22 protein-coding genes are annotated in these 18,539 nt (G+C 63.6%); 17 read left to right on the top strand and 5 right to left on the bottom strand.

Annotated features, from left to right (window positions below; genetic code table 11):
• Positions 1 to 460: 460 nt before the first annotated feature.
• On the bottom strand, positions 461 to 1,456 hold the full coding sequence (locus TSO5_RS31315) for a ParM/StbA family protein (protein ID WP_109155274.1): 996 nt from the start codon (positions 1,454 to 1,456) through the stop codon (positions 461 to 463).
• Positions 1,457 to 2,110: 654 nt separating this feature from the next.
• On the opposite strand from TSO5_RS31315, the gene mobI reads away from it, so the two are divergent.
• From mobI to TSO5_RS31260, 11 genes are all read left to right on the top strand, one after another.
• Entirely contained in the window at positions 2,111 to 2,620 is a 510-nt protein-coding gene (mobI, locus tag TSO5_RS32870; protein WP_109155273.1) for a conjugative transfer protein MobI(A/C), read from the top strand.
• Between the two features lie 107 nt (positions 2,621 to 2,727).
• Complete coding sequence (locus TSO5_RS31305) at positions 2,728 to 3,024, top strand: hypothetical protein (RefSeq protein WP_109155272.1); 297 nt, start codon at positions 2,728 to 2,730, stop codon at positions 3,022 to 3,024.
• Positions 3,025 to 3,062: 38 nt separating this feature from the next.
• Positions 3,063 to 3,533, top strand: coding sequence for a hypothetical protein (locus TSO5_RS31300; protein ID WP_109155271.1), 471 nt, complete (start codon positions 3,063 to 3,065; stop codon positions 3,531 to 3,533).
• A gap of 71 nt (positions 3,534 to 3,604) precedes the next feature.
• The gene (locus TSO5_RS31295; protein WP_146203877.1) at positions 3,605 to 3,910 is read left to right on the top strand and encodes a hypothetical protein; all 306 of its coding nucleotides are present in this window, start codon (positions 3,605 to 3,607) and stop codon (positions 3,908 to 3,910) included.
• A gap of 286 nt (positions 3,911 to 4,196) precedes the next feature.
• Positions 4,197 to 4,745 (top strand): hypothetical protein, encoded by a 549-nt coding sequence (locus TSO5_RS31290; protein WP_136705951.1) that lies wholly within the window; start codon positions 4,197 to 4,199, stop codon positions 4,743 to 4,745.
• Positions 4,746 to 4,917: 172 nt separating this feature from the next.
• Positions 4,918 to 5,691 carry a GIY-YIG nuclease family protein gene (locus tag TSO5_RS31285; protein ID WP_109155268.1) on the top strand — a complete coding sequence of 258 codons (774 nt, stop codon included), beginning with the start codon at positions 4,918 to 4,920 and terminating at the stop codon, positions 5,689 to 5,691.
• Between the two features lie 432 nt (positions 5,692 to 6,123).
• Positions 6,124 to 6,852 (top strand): hypothetical protein, encoded by a 729-nt coding sequence (locus TSO5_RS31280; protein ID WP_109155267.1) that lies wholly within the window; start codon positions 6,124 to 6,126, stop codon positions 6,850 to 6,852.
• Positions 6,853 to 6,931: 79 nt separating this feature from the next.
• On the top strand, positions 6,932 to 7,195 hold the full coding sequence (locus TSO5_RS31275; RefSeq protein WP_109155266.1) for a hypothetical protein: 264 nt from the start codon (positions 6,932 to 6,934) through the stop codon (positions 7,193 to 7,195).
• A gap of 361 nt (positions 7,196 to 7,556) precedes the next feature.
• Positions 7,557 to 8,234, top strand: coding sequence for a VWA domain-containing protein (locus TSO5_RS31270; RefSeq protein ID WP_158282521.1), 678 nt, complete (start codon positions 7,557 to 7,559; stop codon positions 8,232 to 8,234).
• A gap of 5 nt (positions 8,235 to 8,239) precedes the next feature.
• Positions 8,240 to 9,034, top strand: coding sequence for a PP2C family serine/threonine-protein phosphatase (locus TSO5_RS31265; RefSeq protein WP_109155263.1), 795 nt, complete (start codon positions 8,240 to 8,242; stop codon positions 9,032 to 9,034).
• Positions 9,034 to 10,932, top strand: a complete 1,899-nt coding sequence (locus TSO5_RS31260; RefSeq protein WP_109155261.1) for a hypothetical protein — start codon at positions 9,034 to 9,036, stop codon at positions 10,930 to 10,932. The genes TSO5_RS31265 and TSO5_RS31260 overlap by 1 nt, the downstream gene beginning before the upstream one ends.
• A gap of 6 nt (positions 10,933 to 10,938) precedes the next feature.
• Here the strand turns inward: TSO5_RS31260 and TSO5_RS31255 are convergent, their stop codons facing one another.
• Genes TSO5_RS31255 through TSO5_RS31245 form a run of 3 tightly spaced genes read right to left on the bottom strand, consistent with a single transcriptional unit; the run spans position 10,939 to position 12,681 of the window.
• A complete protein-coding gene (locus TSO5_RS31255) occupies positions 10,939 to 11,409 on the bottom strand; it encodes a hypothetical protein (RefSeq protein ID WP_109155259.1) in 471 nt (156 codons plus the stop codon).
• A 49-nt stretch (positions 11,410 to 11,458) separates the two neighbouring features.
• Complete coding sequence (locus TSO5_RS31250; RefSeq protein WP_136705953.1) at positions 11,459 to 11,737, bottom strand: hypothetical protein; 279 nt, start codon at positions 11,735 to 11,737, stop codon at positions 11,459 to 11,461.
• A gap of 14 nt (positions 11,738 to 11,751) precedes the next feature.
• Entirely contained in the window at positions 11,752 to 12,681 is a 930-nt protein-coding gene (locus TSO5_RS31245) for a hypothetical protein (protein WP_109155256.1), read from the bottom strand.
• A gap of 282 nt (positions 12,682 to 12,963) precedes the next feature.
• On the opposite strand from TSO5_RS31245, the gene TSO5_RS31240 reads away from it, so the two are divergent.
• The 5 genes from TSO5_RS31240 (at position 12,964) to TSO5_RS31220 (ending at position 17,591) form a co-directional block, all read left to right on the top strand.
• The gene (locus TSO5_RS31240) at positions 12,964 to 14,439 is read left to right on the top strand and encodes a DNA cytosine methyltransferase (protein ID WP_158282520.1); all 1,476 of its coding nucleotides are present in this window, start codon (positions 12,964 to 12,966) and stop codon (positions 14,437 to 14,439) included.
• 218 nt (positions 14,440 to 14,657) lie between these two features.
• Positions 14,658 to 14,960, top strand: coding sequence for a hypothetical protein (locus TSO5_RS32495; protein ID WP_136705954.1), 303 nt, complete (start codon positions 14,658 to 14,660; stop codon positions 14,958 to 14,960).
• Positions 14,961 to 14,971: 11 nt separating this feature from the next.
• The gene (locus TSO5_RS31230) at positions 14,972 to 16,171 is read left to right on the top strand and encodes a site-specific DNA-methyltransferase (RefSeq protein ID WP_109155252.1); all 1,200 of its coding nucleotides are present in this window, start codon (positions 14,972 to 14,974) and stop codon (positions 16,169 to 16,171) included.
• 230 nt (positions 16,172 to 16,401) lie between these two features.
• Entirely contained in the window at positions 16,402 to 16,821 is a 420-nt protein-coding gene (locus TSO5_RS31225) for a DUF4258 domain-containing protein (RefSeq protein ID WP_109155250.1), read from the top strand.
• Between the two features lie 134 nt (positions 16,822 to 16,955).
• The gene (locus TSO5_RS31220; protein WP_136705955.1) at positions 16,956 to 17,591 is read left to right on the top strand and encodes an HD domain-containing phosphohydrolase; all 636 of its coding nucleotides are present in this window, start codon (positions 16,956 to 16,958) and stop codon (positions 17,589 to 17,591) included.
• 197 nt (positions 17,592 to 17,788) lie between these two features.
• Here the strand turns inward: TSO5_RS31220 and TSO5_RS32490 are convergent, their stop codons facing one another.
• Entirely contained in the window at positions 17,789 to 18,109 is a 321-nt protein-coding gene (locus TSO5_RS32490; RefSeq protein WP_136705956.1) for a hypothetical protein, read from the bottom strand.
• On the opposite strand from TSO5_RS32490, the gene TSO5_RS31215 reads away from it, so the two are divergent.
• Positions 18,108 to 18,407: a hypothetical protein gene (locus TSO5_RS31215; protein WP_146203876.1), complete on the top strand. Its 300-nt coding sequence runs from the start codon at positions 18,108 to 18,110 to the stop codon at positions 18,405 to 18,407. The genes TSO5_RS32490 and TSO5_RS31215 overlap by 2 nt on opposite strands.
• Positions 18,408 to 18,539: the final 132 nt, after the last annotated feature.

Here is an 18,539-nt window from a genome sequence, read left to right as displayed (position 1 = left end):
CTGGACAACAGGTTCTGCAACCGCAAGCGTGGCTGGAAATTGCAAGCCGATGCCGGCTGGAAATTGGAAGCCGATTGACAATCAAGTTCCCCTCAGTGCACCCTGCTGGCTGTCTCCCTTGGAAGCTGGACGAAGCAGTCTCCTAGGCGCGGATGCAGTATTGCATCGTTATGAAAGGCCCTTGGCGTTGGCCGTGCTTTCTCTCATCAGTCGAGTTCCAAGCTCTTCAGAGCCTTGCGCTTCAAGCGCCCCAGCTTTGGGTCCGGTGTCGCTGTCGATACGGCGATCGGCATTGGGGAAGAAGGAGCAGCAGCAGCCACAAGGCCCGCATTGATCTCGCGTCGGCGGTAGAGGCCCTGCATTGCCAGGCTACGGACAAACTCAGCGCGGTCTCTGGACGGTAGACGCTCGAGCTCCTCACTCAGCTCGGCGCAAGCGCGTGTTATGACCAGGACGATTCTCATTGGACAGCTGCGCTCCAGAAGCCTCGTGCGTTCGCCAGGACCGGCTCTTGAGGCAACACGGGGCGGCTCTTGGGGAAAAGGTCGCGGGCCGCCGCCTCGTAAGCCTTGGCACCCCCGCCGACGATCAGCACGATGTCTACAGCGCGGTCGTTGGCGCGGAGTTGCTGCTTCATTTCCTTCAGGGCTTCGACAGCAACGCGCTGCGCCGCCTTATCCATGTACGGCGCCAGCTCGACCGGAGTGCCGAACACCGGGACCGAGGTCTTGCCCTGACGTACTGCCTGTTCCAGCCGCTCTATGCCGGCGCTGCCTCCATGGTCCTCCTGGATGAGGCTGTTTACTGTCTCAATCAGGACCGACATCGCCCGCTTGGACGTGCCGCTGCTGGCTTTGCGGATCTCACCCTCCTCGATGGCGATCCAATCCACCGAGAAGAAGCCGGGATCGATCACCATGATCCGTGACTCTTCAAGCTCCGCGGCGTCCTCGACCGTGTTCAGCAGGTCCAGGTAAGCGCCGAAGGGCTGGGGAACGACCAGCGTGTTCTTCACTGTGATCGCCCGGCCGGCGGTGACCTGATGCTGACCGGTCAGCCGGTCTGAAAGACGTGCCCGGAGATCCTTATCAAGAAACTGGGAGACCGGCAGGCCGGTGATGAGCTGGTCCACCGTGTCGTGCTCGCCCATGAGGAGGGCAGCGTGGAACAGTGCGCGGTAGGCATCGGAGGCGGGGTAGTCGGCGTGCAACTCGCGAACTGAGGTTTCAAGCCGAGCCTGATCCACACCTGCAGCCCACTTCTCACCGTTGACGTTCACGACAAGAGCGTCTGTGTCTCCGTCTGCCTTACCCATCCGCAATGGGAGGTCTGACAGGCGGCCAGCGCCGGCGGGCAACACCCGTGTGACGGCAGGCTTGGCCAGCCCGTCGTCCGACACCTTTCCGAAGGCTAGCTTGAGGTTCGAATACCCAATGTCGAGCCCGATGGCGAACATGGCGGCACATTCCCGGAAGTTGCTCTGGCGGTTCACTGCAGGAACCTATGAGCCATGCTACCAACTTCGAAGCGCACGGCGCGCCGCCGAAAGACGTCGGAAATCGACGTCTTTCTCGGGTGCTGGGGACAAAGTGCTTCTGGCGGTGCTCTGGCGGTGCTCTGGCGGTGCTCTGGCGGTACCGGCGGCGGCGGAGCATATCCATGGGCATCAGGTCGGGCTGCAGGCAGCCCCATTTGGGTATTTAGCCGGAGCCAAAAGAGGCACTAGCTGAGCCAGCGCTTCATAACGTGCCGTACACCATGGGGTTCCCATCTGCGCAGCCCCCCGGTCTGCGCAGATCATAATCTGCGCAGACCATGGTCGTTCTTGTGCAGATGACCGGAAGAACAACCATACTTCAGATACATTGGTGGTTTTCATCTGCGCAGCCCCCCCGGTCTGCGCAAATCATGATCTGCGCAGACCGCCCTTGAATGTGCTCGGGGGTAGTGATAGCGTGGCTTTATCTGCGCAGCCCCCCCGGTCTGCGCAGATCATGATCTGCGCAGACCTCGTTTCCCCCGTTGCTTTGATGTGGCCCTGCTCCCATCTGCGCAGGGGGGTGGGTCTGCGCCGATGGTTAGGTATTTGCGCAGACCCCCCCGAGGAAAAATGACCCTTGAAGATGAGATCAAAGCTCTGCGGGAGCGGACCGGAGCGAGTTTTACGGACCTGTTGAGAGCTCTTTTGTTGTCCGAGGGCGATGTGCTCGAAACTGAGGCCCGGGGACTCTCATCGGGCTTCTACGGAGAATGTGAGCGTGTCCGCCAGGAAAGGCCGTCATCCGAACACAACCGCTATCTGGCGCGGGTTGAGCGACGGAATGTGGCGATCTCAATCCGGTGGGCGAAAGTAAGGTTCTTCGGAGGAAAAGGGAGCCGCCGGCGGATGGACGAGAACGTGCCGCGAGGCGACACGGCCCAATACCCGATGACGTCTTTCCCCGATGCGCAGGATTGGGAAAGGGTGCTCATCAGTGATCTGGAAGAGAAGTTTGGCCCTTTGCGATCGCGAAGCAGTATGGTCGCGAAAATGGCAGTACTTGGAGCCGCCTACCGCCAGGTTGAGGAGGGGGCTCGACAGCGGCAGGCTGCCTTGGAGGCAGACACCGCAAAGTTCTAAGGGAGGCGAGGACTTGCGTTTCCGGGAAAATCCGTAGGCTGAACACAGAGGGTGAGCGGACGGCCGCGCGCCCCCTGGACAGGCAACGCACACCTCAGGAGGCAGGCATGCTGGACGCAGAGTTGGAGCTTTATGGCGATCTGTTCGTCGCGTGCCGCTTCCACGAGGTGGGCCTGACCTTCGAGGAGTTCCTTCGGCACCCGATGAAGGCGATTGCGACTTTGGAGAATGGCCCTGCGGTGCAGCGGTGGGGGCGAATGCGGGCGGTGTCCGCGACAAAGCTGGCCAAGAGTGCCTGCGGCGGTCCTCCTCCGGCCCTCACCAATGAGGCTCGCCGTCAGGCCGGCATCGCTGAACACGAACGCTTCGACGCCGAGGTTCGCCGCTTCCTCGCAGTAGGCTAACGCCCCCTGGATAGGCCCCCCTGGAAAGGACAGCCGCTATGGAACGTCTTGTGATTGGCAAGATACGAAACCGGGTGCGGGAGCGTGAGGACGCGGACCGCCTTCTCTGGCTCCGCCGTGAGAACATGCCGGCGGAGTTGGCCCGTGGCCGTCTCGTCCTGTCGGAGGAGGAGGTCCGGACCAACCTGCCTGTTCCCCTCCTCGGTCGACCCGATCAGGTGTTCATGTCGGACGCAGGACTTCTGGTGCCGGTGGACACGAAGACCCGGCGGCTGCCGCGGGTGTTCCTCTCGGACATTGTGCAGCTGTCGGTCTACGGGACAATATTGAACTTTACGACAGACCCACGGTTTGCCGGCCGGGATGTGGCCGCCCATGGTTACGTCCGGATGCCGACGCTCTATGGCGTGGCCTGGGCGCGTGTGGCACTGTTGAAGCCGGCAGCGGTGGTCGAGCTCTGGGCAGATCACTGGCGCCGCACTGAGGCCCAAGCGACGCAGGCGGCATAATGCTGGAAGGCGTTGAGGGGCCAAACACGGCCCTTCGCTTCAGTCGATGGGTGTTGGGGTGGGAGGAGTGTGTGATAAGCCTGTTCGACCACTCCCCTCGCATTCGGCGCGTGGTTCAGAAAGCAATGTTGGTTGTCGGTGTGCTTGGCCTTTGCGGCTTCGGCCTGCGGGTCGCGCAACAGTCAGGCTTCGTTACGGTCTCGCTGGACACCGATCAGAAGATCGCCGACTGCGCTCTCCTAGGGCAGGCCTTCGAAGCGGGACAGGTGACCGCTATCGAATTTGTGACCGCCGGCTGCTCTCAGGCGAGGTTGAGGGAGATGCTGGTGCGCCGCGTCCAAGGAGACCAACGGGCGCCACAGTACGGCCGTTCCTGAGTGGGCGCCGCAGCGCGCATATTGTCCCTTCAGTCGCGCGGTCAACCGTTCTCGCAGATATCTCCTTGTCCGGTCTGAGTGGCTTGTGCTTAATGATCTTGGCTGCTTTGGCGCCTAAGGATTTGCAAGGATTTTACCCGGTCGTAACGATTCCCCGCTCGCCGATTTCAGGCTCCGGGTGTATGGTTGCGCCCGGACGCTCGTTTTTGCGAGTTCTGAGCTGAGCAGCAACCATGGGCGGCGCGCGGGCGCATCGGGGCAACCTACTGTGACTAAAGACGACGACATGCTCAAGGAGTTCCGGAAAGCGACCGGCGGTGATGCCTCTGAGGGCGTCAAAGAGATACTCGACCTGGTGAAGATGGACTGGCCGGGAGCGGCGAAGGCGATGGAGCGATTGGGCAAGTTTCTGGGCGATACCGTGACGGTCCCGGGCTTGGAGGGTCACAAGCCGCTGGCCTTTGCCGCCTACGAGAAGGCGCTGGCTGCCTATCAGGAGGCGATGGGGCAAGAAGACCCAGTCCGGTTGGCTGCCCTCATTGAGACGCTGCTGACCGAAGCGGCCGACGGGCTCACAAAGGTGGAGATCGTCGACGCCGTGGGGCGGGTCTGGAACCCGGCTGACGGCAAATCGGTGTCCGAGTGGAACAAGGACCGCAATAAGATCGAGGTGCGTGAGGGCTCACAGCCGATGTCGAAGGAGGACCTGTACGACATCCTGATGACCGTGACGACCGATGGCACAACGCGCCAGATCATCGCCGAAGCCAAGACCTACTACCCTGAGGGCACAGTGCCGGACCCGTTTCCAAAGCCGACGACCTCACTGCACTGAGCACAGCTCACCACCTATCCTTCCTCGGCCGGAGCCTATGGGCGTCCGGCCTTTTCTGTGCCAGAGGAACGGCGTGAGCCAGCGTGCGTCTCGCGGGCGCGGAGAGTTGATTGGCCATAATCGACCGCCGAACCCTTGAGCGGTAGAGTCGTCAGGCCCCGTGGAGGGATAGGTGTTTGTCTATGTGATTGGTCCCTCGGCGGTCGGGCCGGTGAAGATCGGCCACAGCGTCGACCCGACCGGCCGGTGCGCTGACCTGCAGACGGGAAATCCAGAGCGTCTCGCAGTACTGCTTCAGGTGGAGTGCGGAGACCACGCTCCGGCTATCGAGGCGGCTGTCCATGTGGCCCTATCGGACCATGCGACGGACCTGACCCGCGTCACGGAGTGGTTCTGCGTCTCCGCGGCAGAGGCTGAACGTGTGATCCTAGAGCAATGGGAGGAGGTGAAAGCCAATCCGCCCGACATGGTCGACGATGTTGACCTCCGGACGGCGCCGGCCCCAGGCTGCGATCGGAGCCCTCCCAGCGCCATTCCCTTCTACGAGTGGCTCCTCTGGCGACCGTCTTACCGGGACTTGGCCGATGATCTCTTGTCCGATCCTGATCGCCCTAAGGGCGGACGGTCCTTCTGGGTGCTCCGTGACCGTCTGGTAGCGGCTGGTGCCCCCTTGGACGCGCTCCTTATGCTTCGCCACGCTTGGAAAGAGCACGTCGCCTGCAGAAGGTTGACGGGGGAGGAACTGCGGCACATCGCTCCGGGTAATGTCGGGCTGCGGGTCGTGAACGAACCGGGTTTCGCGCTTCTGCTTCGCCATGGGCCGGAGGGTGAGTTCGCCGGCGCCGTGCTCACGCGGGCACGCTGGGAGACAGCGGGGGAGCTCCAGGCGGCTCGCGTTGTGCGGGACCGCAGTCTTGCCGCGTGGCTCCCTTCGGTGATTGCGTGACCGTGCTCTTGGCAGTCGGTGACGGCACCTGCATCGTGTCCGGCGTCCATCTTGAACGCTGGCGCTGGCTCCATTAGACTGAGTGCACTCCTGATGCCCCGTGCATCACAGTGGGCCGTCTGCATGACGCGGCGGCTCGTCGAGCGGCGAGGTTCGCCTGGTCGCTCGATCCGGCACTGAGCTGGCAGGACAAGCTTTGGTCCTGGCCCATCTGGGCGAAGCAGCCTTGGTCTTCGGGCCTCGTTGTGGTTTCGGGCTTGGTCCCTGCCACACCAAACCGCAGGGTTCGGCCCTGCGGATACGTCCTGCCCGGCGGACTGCAGCCGAGCGCGACACCCTCATCTTGCTCAGACCAAACCCGCTGGGGAAGGCCTCCTTCCCCTCAGGGGTGGTGTGTCTTCTGCCAGCGCTTTCACGACAGGAGTTCACATCATGGCTGATCTCAAGACCTACACCGCCGAGTGCAGCGCCTCGAGCGAGTACTCAACCATTCCTGCGGTGGTCGTTTTCAGCATCGACGAAGCCAAAGCCCGCGAGATCATCAGGTTGGCCGGCTTGGTCAAGGAGCACGATCTGCTCCGCGTGAAGAAGTTCGATTACGATGCCGTTTGGCTCAACACCGAACCCGCGCCGTCTGACGAGGACGCCGAGGACTGCGATGAAGAGCCCAGCGAGATCGACGACGACGACGTCTCCACCGAGTGCGACTGCCTCAATGTGTCGGAAGACAGTTTCTGGTTCAGCTGCATCCTGAAGCACACGGACACGGAAGTCTGTGGTGCCCATCAGTCGGTCTGGGAACTGGCAGAGCACTTCGGCCTGGAGTTCGGACAGCGATCTCAGGCCAGCCGGGTTGAGGAGCTGTGGCATAACCACGCGATGGTGGCCGGCTTCGTCAACAGGTACTGCTGTGGCCCAACCCCGGCAGGCATCGTGTTGACCGCCAACAAAGCGCTGATCATCGCCTCGGAGGACCGCCGGACGTTCTACCGGGTGTCCGAGGTGAACGGCGGCGTTTGCGCCACCAAGACCTGTGACCTGATCAATCTCGCCGATCCCGAAGCGGAGAGCGATTTGGTTGGGACTTACAGCGGGGACAATGCGGCCATTCTTGCGTTCTCGGCCGTCTGCCGACTGCAAGGCTGGACTGCAGTTCTCTGATCTCAACCACCCTTCCTGGGGAGGCATGCCTCCCCGCAGTGGGTGTGTGCCTCCCCAGTAGCTTTTAAGGAGGCAATCCATGACGAACCTCGTTCTCGTCGCCAGCAGCGATTTGCAAGTTGGCGATTTCGTCGACCTCGAAGGGGACCTCTATGCGGATCCTCGCCACAACCACCCGGCCTTCGACTGCCTCTACATGGAGGTGGTGGAGGTCGAGCGTGAATCGGATGCCTGCGTCGCCATTGGCTTCGAAGGGTTCGACATTGTCGGGTTCCCGCCCGATCATGTGCTGAAGGTGCTCCGGCCGGCGACTTCCGCCAGCAGCAATGACCCTACCTCATAACGCTGGGGCGGAGCTGCGGGCAAAGGCCGTGTCCGTGGTCAAGCAGAACACCGACGTTTACAGATGATCCAGCTGACATCGAACAACACCAACCTAAACCCGTGAAGAGCGCCCCCGTAAGGGGGCGTGTCTTCTCCGTCCCTGCCTGACGATGGTGGGGGGGGCGCCACCGGCCGCCCTAACCGCCGGCGTCGCGTTCGGACGACACACCCGCACTTCGTCGCTCGTGACCGGGGCACCAGAGAAAAGCGACGATTTTCATCGTCTTTTGGAGGCGCGCCCGAAAAGCCGCCCAAGCTATGGTCTCTCCAACCTGCGCCGGACCTTGGTTCTTGGACTGCGCACATCCTGGAGAAATGGCATGAACGGTATCCCCGGACTTGAGGCCCAGCTCGAAGAGAATACGTCCCAGCGTACCCCTTGCATCCTCGTCCTGGATGCCTCCTCCTCTATGGACGGCAAACGCATTCAATCGCTGAACGACGGACTGATGGCGTTTGAGGAAGCCTTGAAGGCGGACCCGGTGGCACGGAATCGCGTTGCCGTCAGCATCGTCTGCATCGGCCGCGACAACCTGGCCCAGGTGATGACGCCTTGGACCGACGCCATGCACTTCCAGGCCCCAACCATTTACGCGAACGGTTCGACCCCGCTCGGAGCTGGCGCCCGCCTGGCGCTCTCCGAGTTGGAGAGTTACAAAGCCAGTCTCCGGAACATGGGCATTCCGTACACCCGTCCGTGGGTGCTGATCGTGTCGGATGGCGAACCGACTGATGCGGATTGGGAGGATGCTGCGGAGGAGATGCGAACGGCGGCGGTCGACAAGAAAGCCATCGTGTTCCCTCTAGCCGTCGAGGGCGCCAGCACGGAGAAGCTCGCTGCCTTCAACGCGCCAGGAAAAGGGGTGCTGCGGCTGCACGGGCTCGCCTTCCGCGAACTGTTCGTCTGGCTTTCGGCGAGCGTCAGCAGCGCGAGCCAAGCCGCCGCGGGCACCAAGATGCAGATCGAGGCTCCCCGCATGATCACCATCGAGACCTGACCGGAATGACCAGCCCTGCACGAGCCGATCGCGTCTCCGGAGCGGATATAGCGCCTTGGCGCGTTGTTGGTGCCTCCGTGGTCGGGCCGTCGCATGTCCGCGCCGGACTCCCGAACCAAGACGCCTACGCTTTCGACGTCGTGGATGGCGCGCTAATCGTTGTCGTCTGCGATGGTGCTGGCAGCGCGGCCTCAGCCGAAGTCGGGGCTGGTCTCATGGTGCGCGCCCTGCTGGACAACCTGCGCGGGGTGAGCAGTACCGCCAGCGTGCCGCTGGTAGTCTGGGCGACCGCTGCCGTGCGCCACGCGCGGCAGTGCCTGGAGGAAGAAGCGGTTCGGGCCGGTCTCCCCCTTTCGGACTATCACACAACAGTCGTTGCGGCCGTCCTGCTCCCTCAGGGAGATGGATTCGTGCTCCATATCGGAGATGGTGCAGCAGTTGCCAGCGTCAGCCTCGCTGAGGACGGCGCGGCGAACTGGAAGGGCGCGTCCGTATCGGCGCCGGAAAACGGTGAATACGCAAACGAGACGTTCTTCGTTACCCAGAGATGCTGGGCAGACCATCTGCGCATAACCCCGCTGAGGGGTGTGACCAGCATCCTGCTCATGACCGACGGTGCGGCCGGCTTCGCCCTTCACGCAGACGGAAGCCCGAAAGCTGGCTTCTGTGAAGCGGTGGATCGGCACCTTCGCCGCGTCAACCATGCTGACGGAGCAAAGGCGCTGGCGGCGTCCCTGGCCTCGGAAAAGGCGACGCACAACCCGGACGACAAGACGCTGGTCTGGGCACGGAGGTACTGATGCAACTGTTTCTCCACGACGGATCAGGCGCTCAGCGAAAGCCGATCACGGTGGAGTCGGGCCAGATTGGCGCCGGCGGCGCCGGAAGCGTCCGCCGCGTCGTCGGCGATGACCGTCATGTGGTCAAGCTCTACCACAAACCCGACGACGGTCTCGCAGGCAAAGTCGCGGCAATGCTTGCGGCGCCACCGCAGCAGGCCGTCGTCCAGCACAACGGCACCGATGTGGTGGAACTGGCGTGGCCCAACGCTCTGGTCAGGGACGGCTCCGGGCGGTTCCTTGGCTACCGCATGCGCCGCGTCGACCTGTCGAGCGCAACGACACTCGAAGAAATCCTCACTCGCGCAGCACGTAGCCAGGCCGGCCATCGCGACGACCTTGGCTTCCGCCTTTTCGTGGCGCGCAACCTTGCCTCAGTTGCTGCCGACGTGCATGCCGCCGGCCACAGCATCATCGATCTGAAGCCGCCCAATGTCCTGGTATACCGAGATAGCGGGTTCATCGGCTTGATCGACTGCGACGGGTTCTCGATCCGCAGCCGTGCCGATGTCTACCCCGCTGAGATGTTCACCATCGAATATCTCGCGCCGGAAGGACACTCATCGACGCCCGGACGGCTCGGTATAGAACAGGACGCTTTCGCTTTCGCGGTCATCGCGTTCCAGCTCCTGAACGAGGGCATCCACCCGTTCCAGGGCAGGCCGGGCCCCGCATCGCGTGAGAGCGACCCAACCGACATTGCTGGAGCCATCGTCGCAGGGATCTACCCGTATCGGAACGACCGTCCCGAGCCAAGGAAGGTGCCCACCGTCCAGAGCATACACCGAGGGTTTCCGCCGGCGCTTCGATCGGCCTTCGACCGAGCCTTCACCAAGCGGCCAGCCGACCGGCCCAACATGGTCGAATGGCGAGATTTGCTCGATGCGCTCACCGGCCAGGTGAAGACGTGCTCCACGAACCCAGAGCATCAATTCATCGGCGACAGCTGCGCTTATTGCGCGCGGGAACAGGAACGCGCTGCGGAGAAGTCACGGCAACGCGCTGCGCCTCCTCCACCGCTTACCAAGCCGTCGACGCCGCGGCGCGCCCAACCTGCTGCCCAGCCTCAACCGGCATCGGTCTTCGGGGCGCCGCGTGCCGGAAATGCTCGGACGCGTTCAGGGACGAATACCGGGCCATTCGTCGTGGTGAACAACACGGCATCGCCAGCTGCAGGGGGAGCCCGCGCCTCACTGATCCCAGGAGTCATTGCCGCCGGTGTGCTCGTCATTCTTGGGCTTGGTTATTTTCTGGTTTCCGGGTCGGATTCCTCCCCTTCCAGCGACACGCATGTTCGGCGCACCCGGCAGGTCATGACGGCGGCCGGCGGCGCTACCGTCCGTTCACTCGACGGTAGCGAGGAGATGGCCAAGCTGGCCGGCGGCAAACTTGTCCCGCTCGCCGACGGACAGTTCTGCGGCCTTCCTGCAGACAAGCCGGTGGGCATCCGTCTCTCCGATGGGCGTGTGGGACTGGTTTCGCTGACCTCCCTGTCCTCACGTGACCGTCAACGGCTGACCGATTATTGCCTCGATAGTCCGGGCGGTACGCCGGGCACGCCGACAAACGTGCAATCCGTCGATGCTCCCACGAATGGCGATGCTCCGGCCAAACCTGCACAGAGCCAACGCCGCGGATTGCAGGTTATGGTCGTGCTCGGAGGAGCTCCGGTCTTTGAAGCGGATCGTCAGACCGTGATTGCGCGCCTTCCAGGGGATACCCTGGTGGACTTGGCCGGTAACAAGGCCTGCGGCGACGGCTGGGCCGCCAAGGTGCGGCTGGCTGACGGGCGAGAAGGCTATCTCCCCTATGACGCAATGTCCTCCAGAGACAGATCACGCCTACCGGCCTGCTCCTGACGTGGATCAGGTTGCCGTCTGGGCCTGCCGCACGGCCCCGGTGATGTCGATGGCGCTTGGCGAGGCCAACCCGTCGGCGTAGCGGACACAGCGGTTCTTGCTGCCCGCGGCCAGTTCGCAGATCCGATCGTGCGGGCAAAGGTAGGCGCCGACTACGGAGAACGTCTGGTCGAAGACTAGGTGGAGGAAATAGTCGAAATGGCCGGCCTTCACTACTGGAACCTGAGCGCGGTCCTCGCGCCGGCCGTCGAGCGGGTAGCGACGTGAGCGCACCTCGATCCGCCCGTAGACCTCATGGTGGAGGTCGTATCCCTTGTTGACCCCGTTGGCCAGCTTGCGCGCCCCTAGGGCCTGGGCGACGAGCTGGGCGGCATACTGACCCTGGTCTTTCACACCAAAGTGTTCCCAGAGCTGCTGCTCAACGGCGGCGAGCTGGCGGAAGAGGGCAGACATGCGGGGGGTGTTCGTCGTCTCCATGACGGCGTTACTCCATGTCGGGATTGAACGGTGAGGAACGTGCGGCGCGTTAAGGCCGCTTGAAGCGGAAGCGGCGGTGCGCCACCGTAATGATCCGGCCGTTGTCGTCGACGACGGCGTAGCAGGCGAGCGCCTTGGCGCAGCGGCGGAGCGCCTGCGAGCCCAGATCACGGCATAGGCGCTGGCGGGCGGACTTGTCGAAGAAGAGAACGTCGCCGCCGCGCCGGCGCATCTCAGAGCCATACTCCCAGAGTACCTCCACCACATCGGGCGGAATCGCTCGCTGCTGGGACCGGTCAGAAGCGTGCTTGGACAAATCGAAGGCCACGGTCCCCTCCACCGTCAGCGTCCAAGCCGAACGACGGAGGCGGCCAAGGCGTCAGGATCGAGGCCGAGCAGGCCCGCCAGCTTTCGTGCCTTCGTTTCCTCCTTGGTGGGGCCGTGCTTGATCCAGCCCTCCACCTCGCCAACCATCCAGCCAAGACGTTTGGCGAGGTAATTGGTCGGGCCGATGTTCGACCAGCCGAGAATGCCGAGGACCATACCGAGGTGGTGGCGGTCTACCGGGCTGGCGACAGCCTTCTGGAACACGCCCGGGTCGAGCGGCACCGGCCGGAACATGCGCCGGCCGATCAGCCAGCCGAACGCTTCGAAGCCATCGACTTGAACAAGACGGCTCATTCCGAGCGGGTGGGGAACGGACCGCAGAGGGGTGCGACTGGCCGGGCCTACCTTGTTCCGCACCGAGCGTTCGTCCATCTGCGCAATCGCAGCGATCTCGGCCACGGTCAGGGCCCAACACCGCCTGGAGCCCTCGTCGATGTCCCCATCCGCAATTGAGCGCGTCATGAACGCAATGGTGCTGCGCGCCCAGCCAGCGCTGTGCAAGCGACGCAGTCGCTCCTTGGTTCGGGGCAGATTGACCGGCTCGCCTGGGAACTCGCTGGGAAGGGCTCCGATGAGACCTTCCAGCATTAGCAAGTCGCCGCCGAGCGCGTCCAACTTCATGCCCAGCTTCGGTTCAAAGCAGACGTGGTAGAGGCGCTCCATCGCTTGGGCAGCCTCCAGAGACGTGAGATCAAGCGCTTCTGGTTCCATGTTGTCGAGGTAGGACAGCCCCTGTGGTGCGCCCACCAGTTGCTCAGCCAGATCAGAGCGTCCAATCAGGTGGATCAGGTCGCCCATGGCCAATATCGCGGTGGCGAGGTCCTGGCGCAGTTCCGACAGGGTCAGTAGGCTGCCCATGGTCTTGCCGTAGCTGGGATCGTTCATAGCCATCCTCGTTGAGAGCGTGCGGCGGGGTGGTGCCTGCCCAAAGTATCGGTAAAACACCGGGAATTCGGAACAGAGAACAGTGATAGCGCGAGCATCATCATTGTTCTTGGTTTGATCCTGTGTCTTTGTCAGACGGGGCGCACTCTCCGTCCGATGCTGACGCCAGTCGTCGCCATTGGCCAGACGCTGCGTTATGCGCTCTGTACGATTTTGTGCTTGCTGCGCTCTGTACGATATGGCAGGATTTGGACCATCCCCACACCGCATCGGTTCCCCATCATGCACATCGCCCACGCCCGCATTGGCTGCAACAAGGGTAAGTCCCGCCTCTGGCTTGAGGGACCGCGCTTATCGCTTGTTGCTTTTGAGCCCGGCTCTCGCTTTCACCTCCGCACCGACGCCGCGGGACGCAAGATCGTCCTCGAACTGCGCCCGGACGGTGAGCGCATGGTCAGCAGCCGCACCCGCCGTTCGGGCGGCGTGATCCGCCCTATCATCGACCTTGCAGGTGCCATTCTGGATCGTGTGTTCGGGGCCGCGGAGAAGGTCCGCGTCATCTACCGCGAGCGCGAGATCGAGGTGACGCTGCCGCCGCTGGCAGTGGCTCAGGCGCAACGCGAAGCGGACCTGCGGGATCGGCTCGGCGCTGGCCGCCCCTTGTCGGTCGGAACCCTGTGCATCGGCGCCGGCATCATCGACCATGCCGTCCATGCCGGCTTGCACGAGGCGGGTATCGCGACTGAGGCGGCGCTGGCTGTCGACATCGATCCTGAGGGGCTGGACGTGGCGGTCACCGCCAATCCGGCGACTAAGGGCTGCCGGATGAGCATTGAGGCCAGCATCGACGAGATCGAGCCCGAGATCATGCCCAAGCTGTCCGTCCTCCTGGCCGGGCTGCCGTGCACCGCGGCGAGTGTCGCCGGGCGGGCACGCAAGCGCTTGACCATGCCGGAAGCGGACGAGCAGGCGGGGCACCTTTGCCACGCATACCTCACGCTGCTGCGCGCGTCGGAGGCGCCGATCACGGCGATCGAGAACGTCCCCCAGTACGCCTCGACGGCCTCCGCCGCAATCATTCGCACGCAACTCAAGCGCCTCGGCTACAGGGTTTTTGAAGTGCCGCTCGTCGGGTCGGAATTTGGCGCTATCGAAGCCCGTCGGCGTTGGACGCTGATCGGCATCAGCGAGGGACTGGCGCCGGATACCTTCGAGGTGCCAGCGCAACCCGGCTCCGCCACCCGGCTGGGGGACATCCTTGAAGACGTGCCCCCGGGCGATCCGCGTTGGCAGGATCATGCCTATCTGGATCGGCACGCTGAGGCGCAGGCGACCAAGGGGAACAGCTTCAAGCGCAACATCGTGACCGCCGACAACACCACCATCGGCACGATCGGCCGGTCGTACTGGAAGCACCGGACCAGCGAGCCGTCCCTGCAGGCCCCCCACGACGCTTCGCTCTCCCGCCTGCTGACGCCGGCGGAGCACGCCCGGGTCAAGTCGATCCCGGATGACCTCGCCGCTGCGATCATCAACGGCCGCTCCGCCACCGCCGCGCATGAACTGCTAGGGCAGGGCGCTGTGTGGAGTTGTTTCCACGCCCTGGGGCGCGCCCTTGGAAAGGTGCTCGCTCCGCTCACCGGGAGCAACGTAGTGCCGCTTCCGTCGCGCACATCTGCTGCAGTTCTCCCGCTCCGCCGCCCATCCCGCTCCTGCAAGCACGCTGCCGACTTCGGCCAGCTTGCGCTCGCTCTGTGAGGGAGGCGGTAATGCGGTTCTTCCCAAATTCCTTCTCCGACGCTGGTTGGAAGACCGTCCGAGAAGCCTGTGCAAGGCTCGGGCTCCCTGGCGCCGAGGCGCTCTACGAGCAACTGGAGCGCGGCGTGAGGTGCCTTCAAGAGCGGCTCGACGGCACAACTGGGTGCCGCGTCAGCCTCACCCTCCCTTGGCCGACGGCTGGCCGCTGGTGCCTCTTCATGAGCTTTTCCGACCCCATCCTGCCAGCCAGCGAGATGGTGATGGTGGCGCTGGATGACGTGCTGGAGGGCAGCACGAGCCTCGTCGACCATCTCGTGTCCCTAAGCGAGACCATTCAACGGGCCGCACATCCCGCTCCGGTCTCTCCGACCTGCGCCGCGCCGGCCACGACTGACCACGCGCCACCGAGGGCCCCGCGGCGCGCGCAGGGTGCCGTCCGGCCGGAACCGCGCCCGGCGTCGGCGGTGCAGCCCCACATGGCTTCGGTGGTCACCACCGGCCAGTTCGCTCTTGCTCTTTGAGGAACGGAAGCATGACCAACCGCACTCGACAGAGCCAGCTTCTGCTTCCATTGCTGGAGGTCCTTGACGACGCTCCCAAGGGGCTCACGGCGGCGGAGGCGGTGACCGCCGTCGCCGACCGGTTGAAGCTCTCCGAGGAGCAGCGTCGCGAGACCGTGCAACTGCCATCCGGCACCTACCGCGCCTTCGACCGGGATGTACGGTGGTGCCGCCAGAAGGCACTCCTGGCCGGACACTTGGATGGATCGGTTCGGAACTTCTGGCGTCTCACTGCGAAAGGGAAGAAGGACCTCCGCTTCGCTATGCCCGGCATCGTGGTCACCGTCTACGAGACGGAAAATGGCGCAGCGGTATGGGCGCAGGCCGAGAGCGCGTTCGGCCACATCGAGGATCAATCGCTCAACCTGATCTTCACGAGCCCCCCATATCCGATCCTGACAACGAAGGACTACCAGACGGCTGAAGACGTCGGTTCGTATCTGGATTGGATGACTGGCCTTGCCAGGGAGTTTCACCGCTGCCTGACACCCGACGGCTCGCTGGTCCTGAACCTCGGCGACGCGTGGCAACCCGGAAGGCCGGCCCTCAGCCTGTATCAAGAGCGCCTTATCCTGAAGCTGGTGGACGACCTGGGCTTCCACGTTGCCCAGCGCTGCCACTGGCACAATCCGGCCGCCCTGCCGTCGCCGGCGCAGTGGGTCACGGTCAAGCGAGTTCGGCTTGCGCAGAAGGTCGAGAGCCTCTGGTGGTTGTCGCGGTCAGAAAGCCCTAAGGCCAACAACCGGCACTGCCTCCAGCCGTACAGCGAAGCCATGCAGAAGCGCTTGGCACAAGGTGGCGAGAGGGGCGCAGTGCGGCCGTCGGGGCATGTACTGGCCCAAGGTGCCTTCGGAGCCGACAACGGGGGCAGTATCATGTCGAATCTCGTGATCGCCCCCAACACCGCCTCGAACAGCGCCTACCAGCGCTACTGCCGCGACCACGGACTGCCGGCACACCCGGCTCGCTTTCCCGAGGCGATCGTCGAGCCTTTCATCAAGCTCACCACAGAGCCCGGTGACACGGTGTGCGACCCATTCGCGGGCAGTCTTACGACCGCGGCCGTCGCGGAACGCCTGCAGCGTCGGTGGATCGCCATCGAACAGAGCCTGACCTACCTGCGGGGAGGCGTTGGCCGGTTCGAGCCCGATGGGCTGCAGTCGGTCGCGTGAAACGGAGAAGACCATGAGAGGTTTCGGCATCCTGAACGGTCCGCGCTCTCGAGTGTCTGTCTCTGACGACAGCGCGCGTTGCCCAACCTTCCCGTGGCTCCTCGTCAATTCCGGTTACGGGGGCGCTCTGAAGCGCCGCTACGCCGACCCGGGCATCGCTGAACAGCGAGCCCGCCGACTGGCGCACACCCTGCGCGCCGATGGAGCCTCCGTCATCATGGAGATCGCCCATGCTGCCCGCTCATAATACGCGGTCCCAGACTACCGTTCCGAGCTTCGTTCTGCCGCGGCCGCAAAAGCCGTCGACGCCGGCGCAGGTCCTCCTGTTCCGGCGGCCGATCCGATGGTCAGCGCCGCGTCTGGACGATCTGGCGCGTCTCGCCGTCGATCTTTTGCGGGAGGAGAAAGTGATCTTTACGGCCCATGCCTACAGCGACCGAATGTCGGAGCGCGACATTGCTCAGCGCGAGGCCCTGGAGATTATCTCCAAGGGCATGCCCTACAAGGTCGAGCCCGGCGCGGCCGACGGTGAATGGCGGGTGAACTTCAGCCGGCGCGTGGGCGGCCGGGACGCGGCCGTGGCCGTGAGCCTGACGCAGGGGCCCTCTCCGGCGAAGGTGGTCACCGTCATGTGGCTCGATCGCCGATAGCTCATCCTCCTGGTTAGGCCGCTGGCCAGTCACACGACGCACGGTGCCGAAAGACGTCGAATCGCTGCGCCTTTCAGCGGCGCGCTGGTGTCGGCCGCGCTGCTAGAGTCCCCTCCAAACACAAGGGGGGTACCTTGAGACAATCGGCATCCACGCTTCGCCGCGTCGACGTCAGCGAGCCGGCAGCGGCGATGAGCCTGAGGCACACCATTGCGCAAGCCCAGGAATTGTTCGGGGAGGATACCGCTGGGGTGGGCGCCTACAATGAGCGCGTAGGAATGTTGGTCGAGGCCTTTGGCGTTCATGTCGGACTCAGCATTGAGACCGCCCAGCGCTGGGCCCGTGCGGCATGTCTTCACGATGTCGGCAAGCTCTGGGTTCCGGCCGGGATCCTGCTGAAAGGTGGCCCCCTTTCCGTCGATGAACGTCATGTGATGAAGCAGCACACCCTTATGGGATACCTGCGTCTGCAGCCCGTGTGTGAGGTGGCGGCGGCCATGGCGCTCTCCCATCACGAGAACTTTGACGGAAGCGGTTACCCCTTCAATCTGGTCGGCTCAGACATTCCGTTTGCCGGCTGCCTCGTGAGGCTGCTGGACGTGTACGACGCCCTGCGGTCGCTCCGGCCCTATAAGCCAGCGCTGAGCCATGATGAGGCCGTCGCTATCATGCTCCGCGGGGACGAGCGGGTCCGACCGACGATGTTTGATCCACGACTCCTGCACTGCTTCGAGCAGTATCATCGCCTAATAGAGGCCCGCTACGGCTGAAGAGGGTGACAAGCCGCCGCACGCGAGTACCGCCGTGTTCTGTGATGTGCTTGTTGTTGCTAGGCTGCACTCGAGGAGGGGACAGAATGACATCCCATGCGTCGATAGCAAGGATGTTCACGCGGGTGTGTTTGGTAATGTCGATATCCTCTATCACCGCAACTGCGCTCGCATATCTGGACGGCAATGAATTACTACTACCAGACTTCATATTGATCTCCGTTGTTCTCGTGGTTGTTACCGGCCTTTGCTTTTTCGAGTATCGGTGCGCGACGGCGCGGTAGACGCCTTTTTTCTCCCTCGCGGAAGGCAGGTACAGGCGGGCTGCAATCGTTTCGGCTGACCATAAGCAGGGCGAACGCGGCGATGTGAACTGGCGCGCCTTCAGGACCTGAAAGCGCGAAGTGCCGCTTCCGAAAAAGGAACAACCGGTTCGGCTGCCCCAAATCCAAACACCTGCCGTCGGTGTTGAACACTGAAGCACCACGACGGGAGGGCGACATGCGGTCGATGCTCATGACAACCATCGCTGCAGCACTGGTGGTGGCCTCCCACGGCGGCGCCGGCGCCGAGAGCGGAGGCAACGCCGAGGCTGGACTGATCTGCTTTCAGAACGGCCGCGTCATCCTGGCACTCGACGTTGTGACGGACTTCGAGATCCAGGAAACGCCCAGCGGGCGCCGGTATGTCGGCCGCTGGGTGCGCAGTACCTACGCGGCCCCGGAGCCGTTCAGGATCGATGCGGGAAGCGACACCACCTGCTTCTCGCACAGACCGGAGCGGGGGTTCTTCTTCAGCAGCGGTGCCGGTCGGTAGGTCAGTTCCAACGGGTCGAAAGACGTGCAAAACCGTCGCCTTTCGGCCCTATTGCGGATACCGATTTATCCGGCCAGGGATTCCGATTTGGATCCGGCCACCTGTTCCGATTTGATCCCGGCCACCTGTACC

The organism is Azospirillum sp. TSO5 (assembly GCF_003116065.1).
Classification (GTDB): Bacteria; Pseudomonadota; Alphaproteobacteria; order Azospirillales; family Azospirillaceae; genus Azospirillum.
This window is presented reverse-complemented; position numbering and strand designations above follow the sequence as displayed.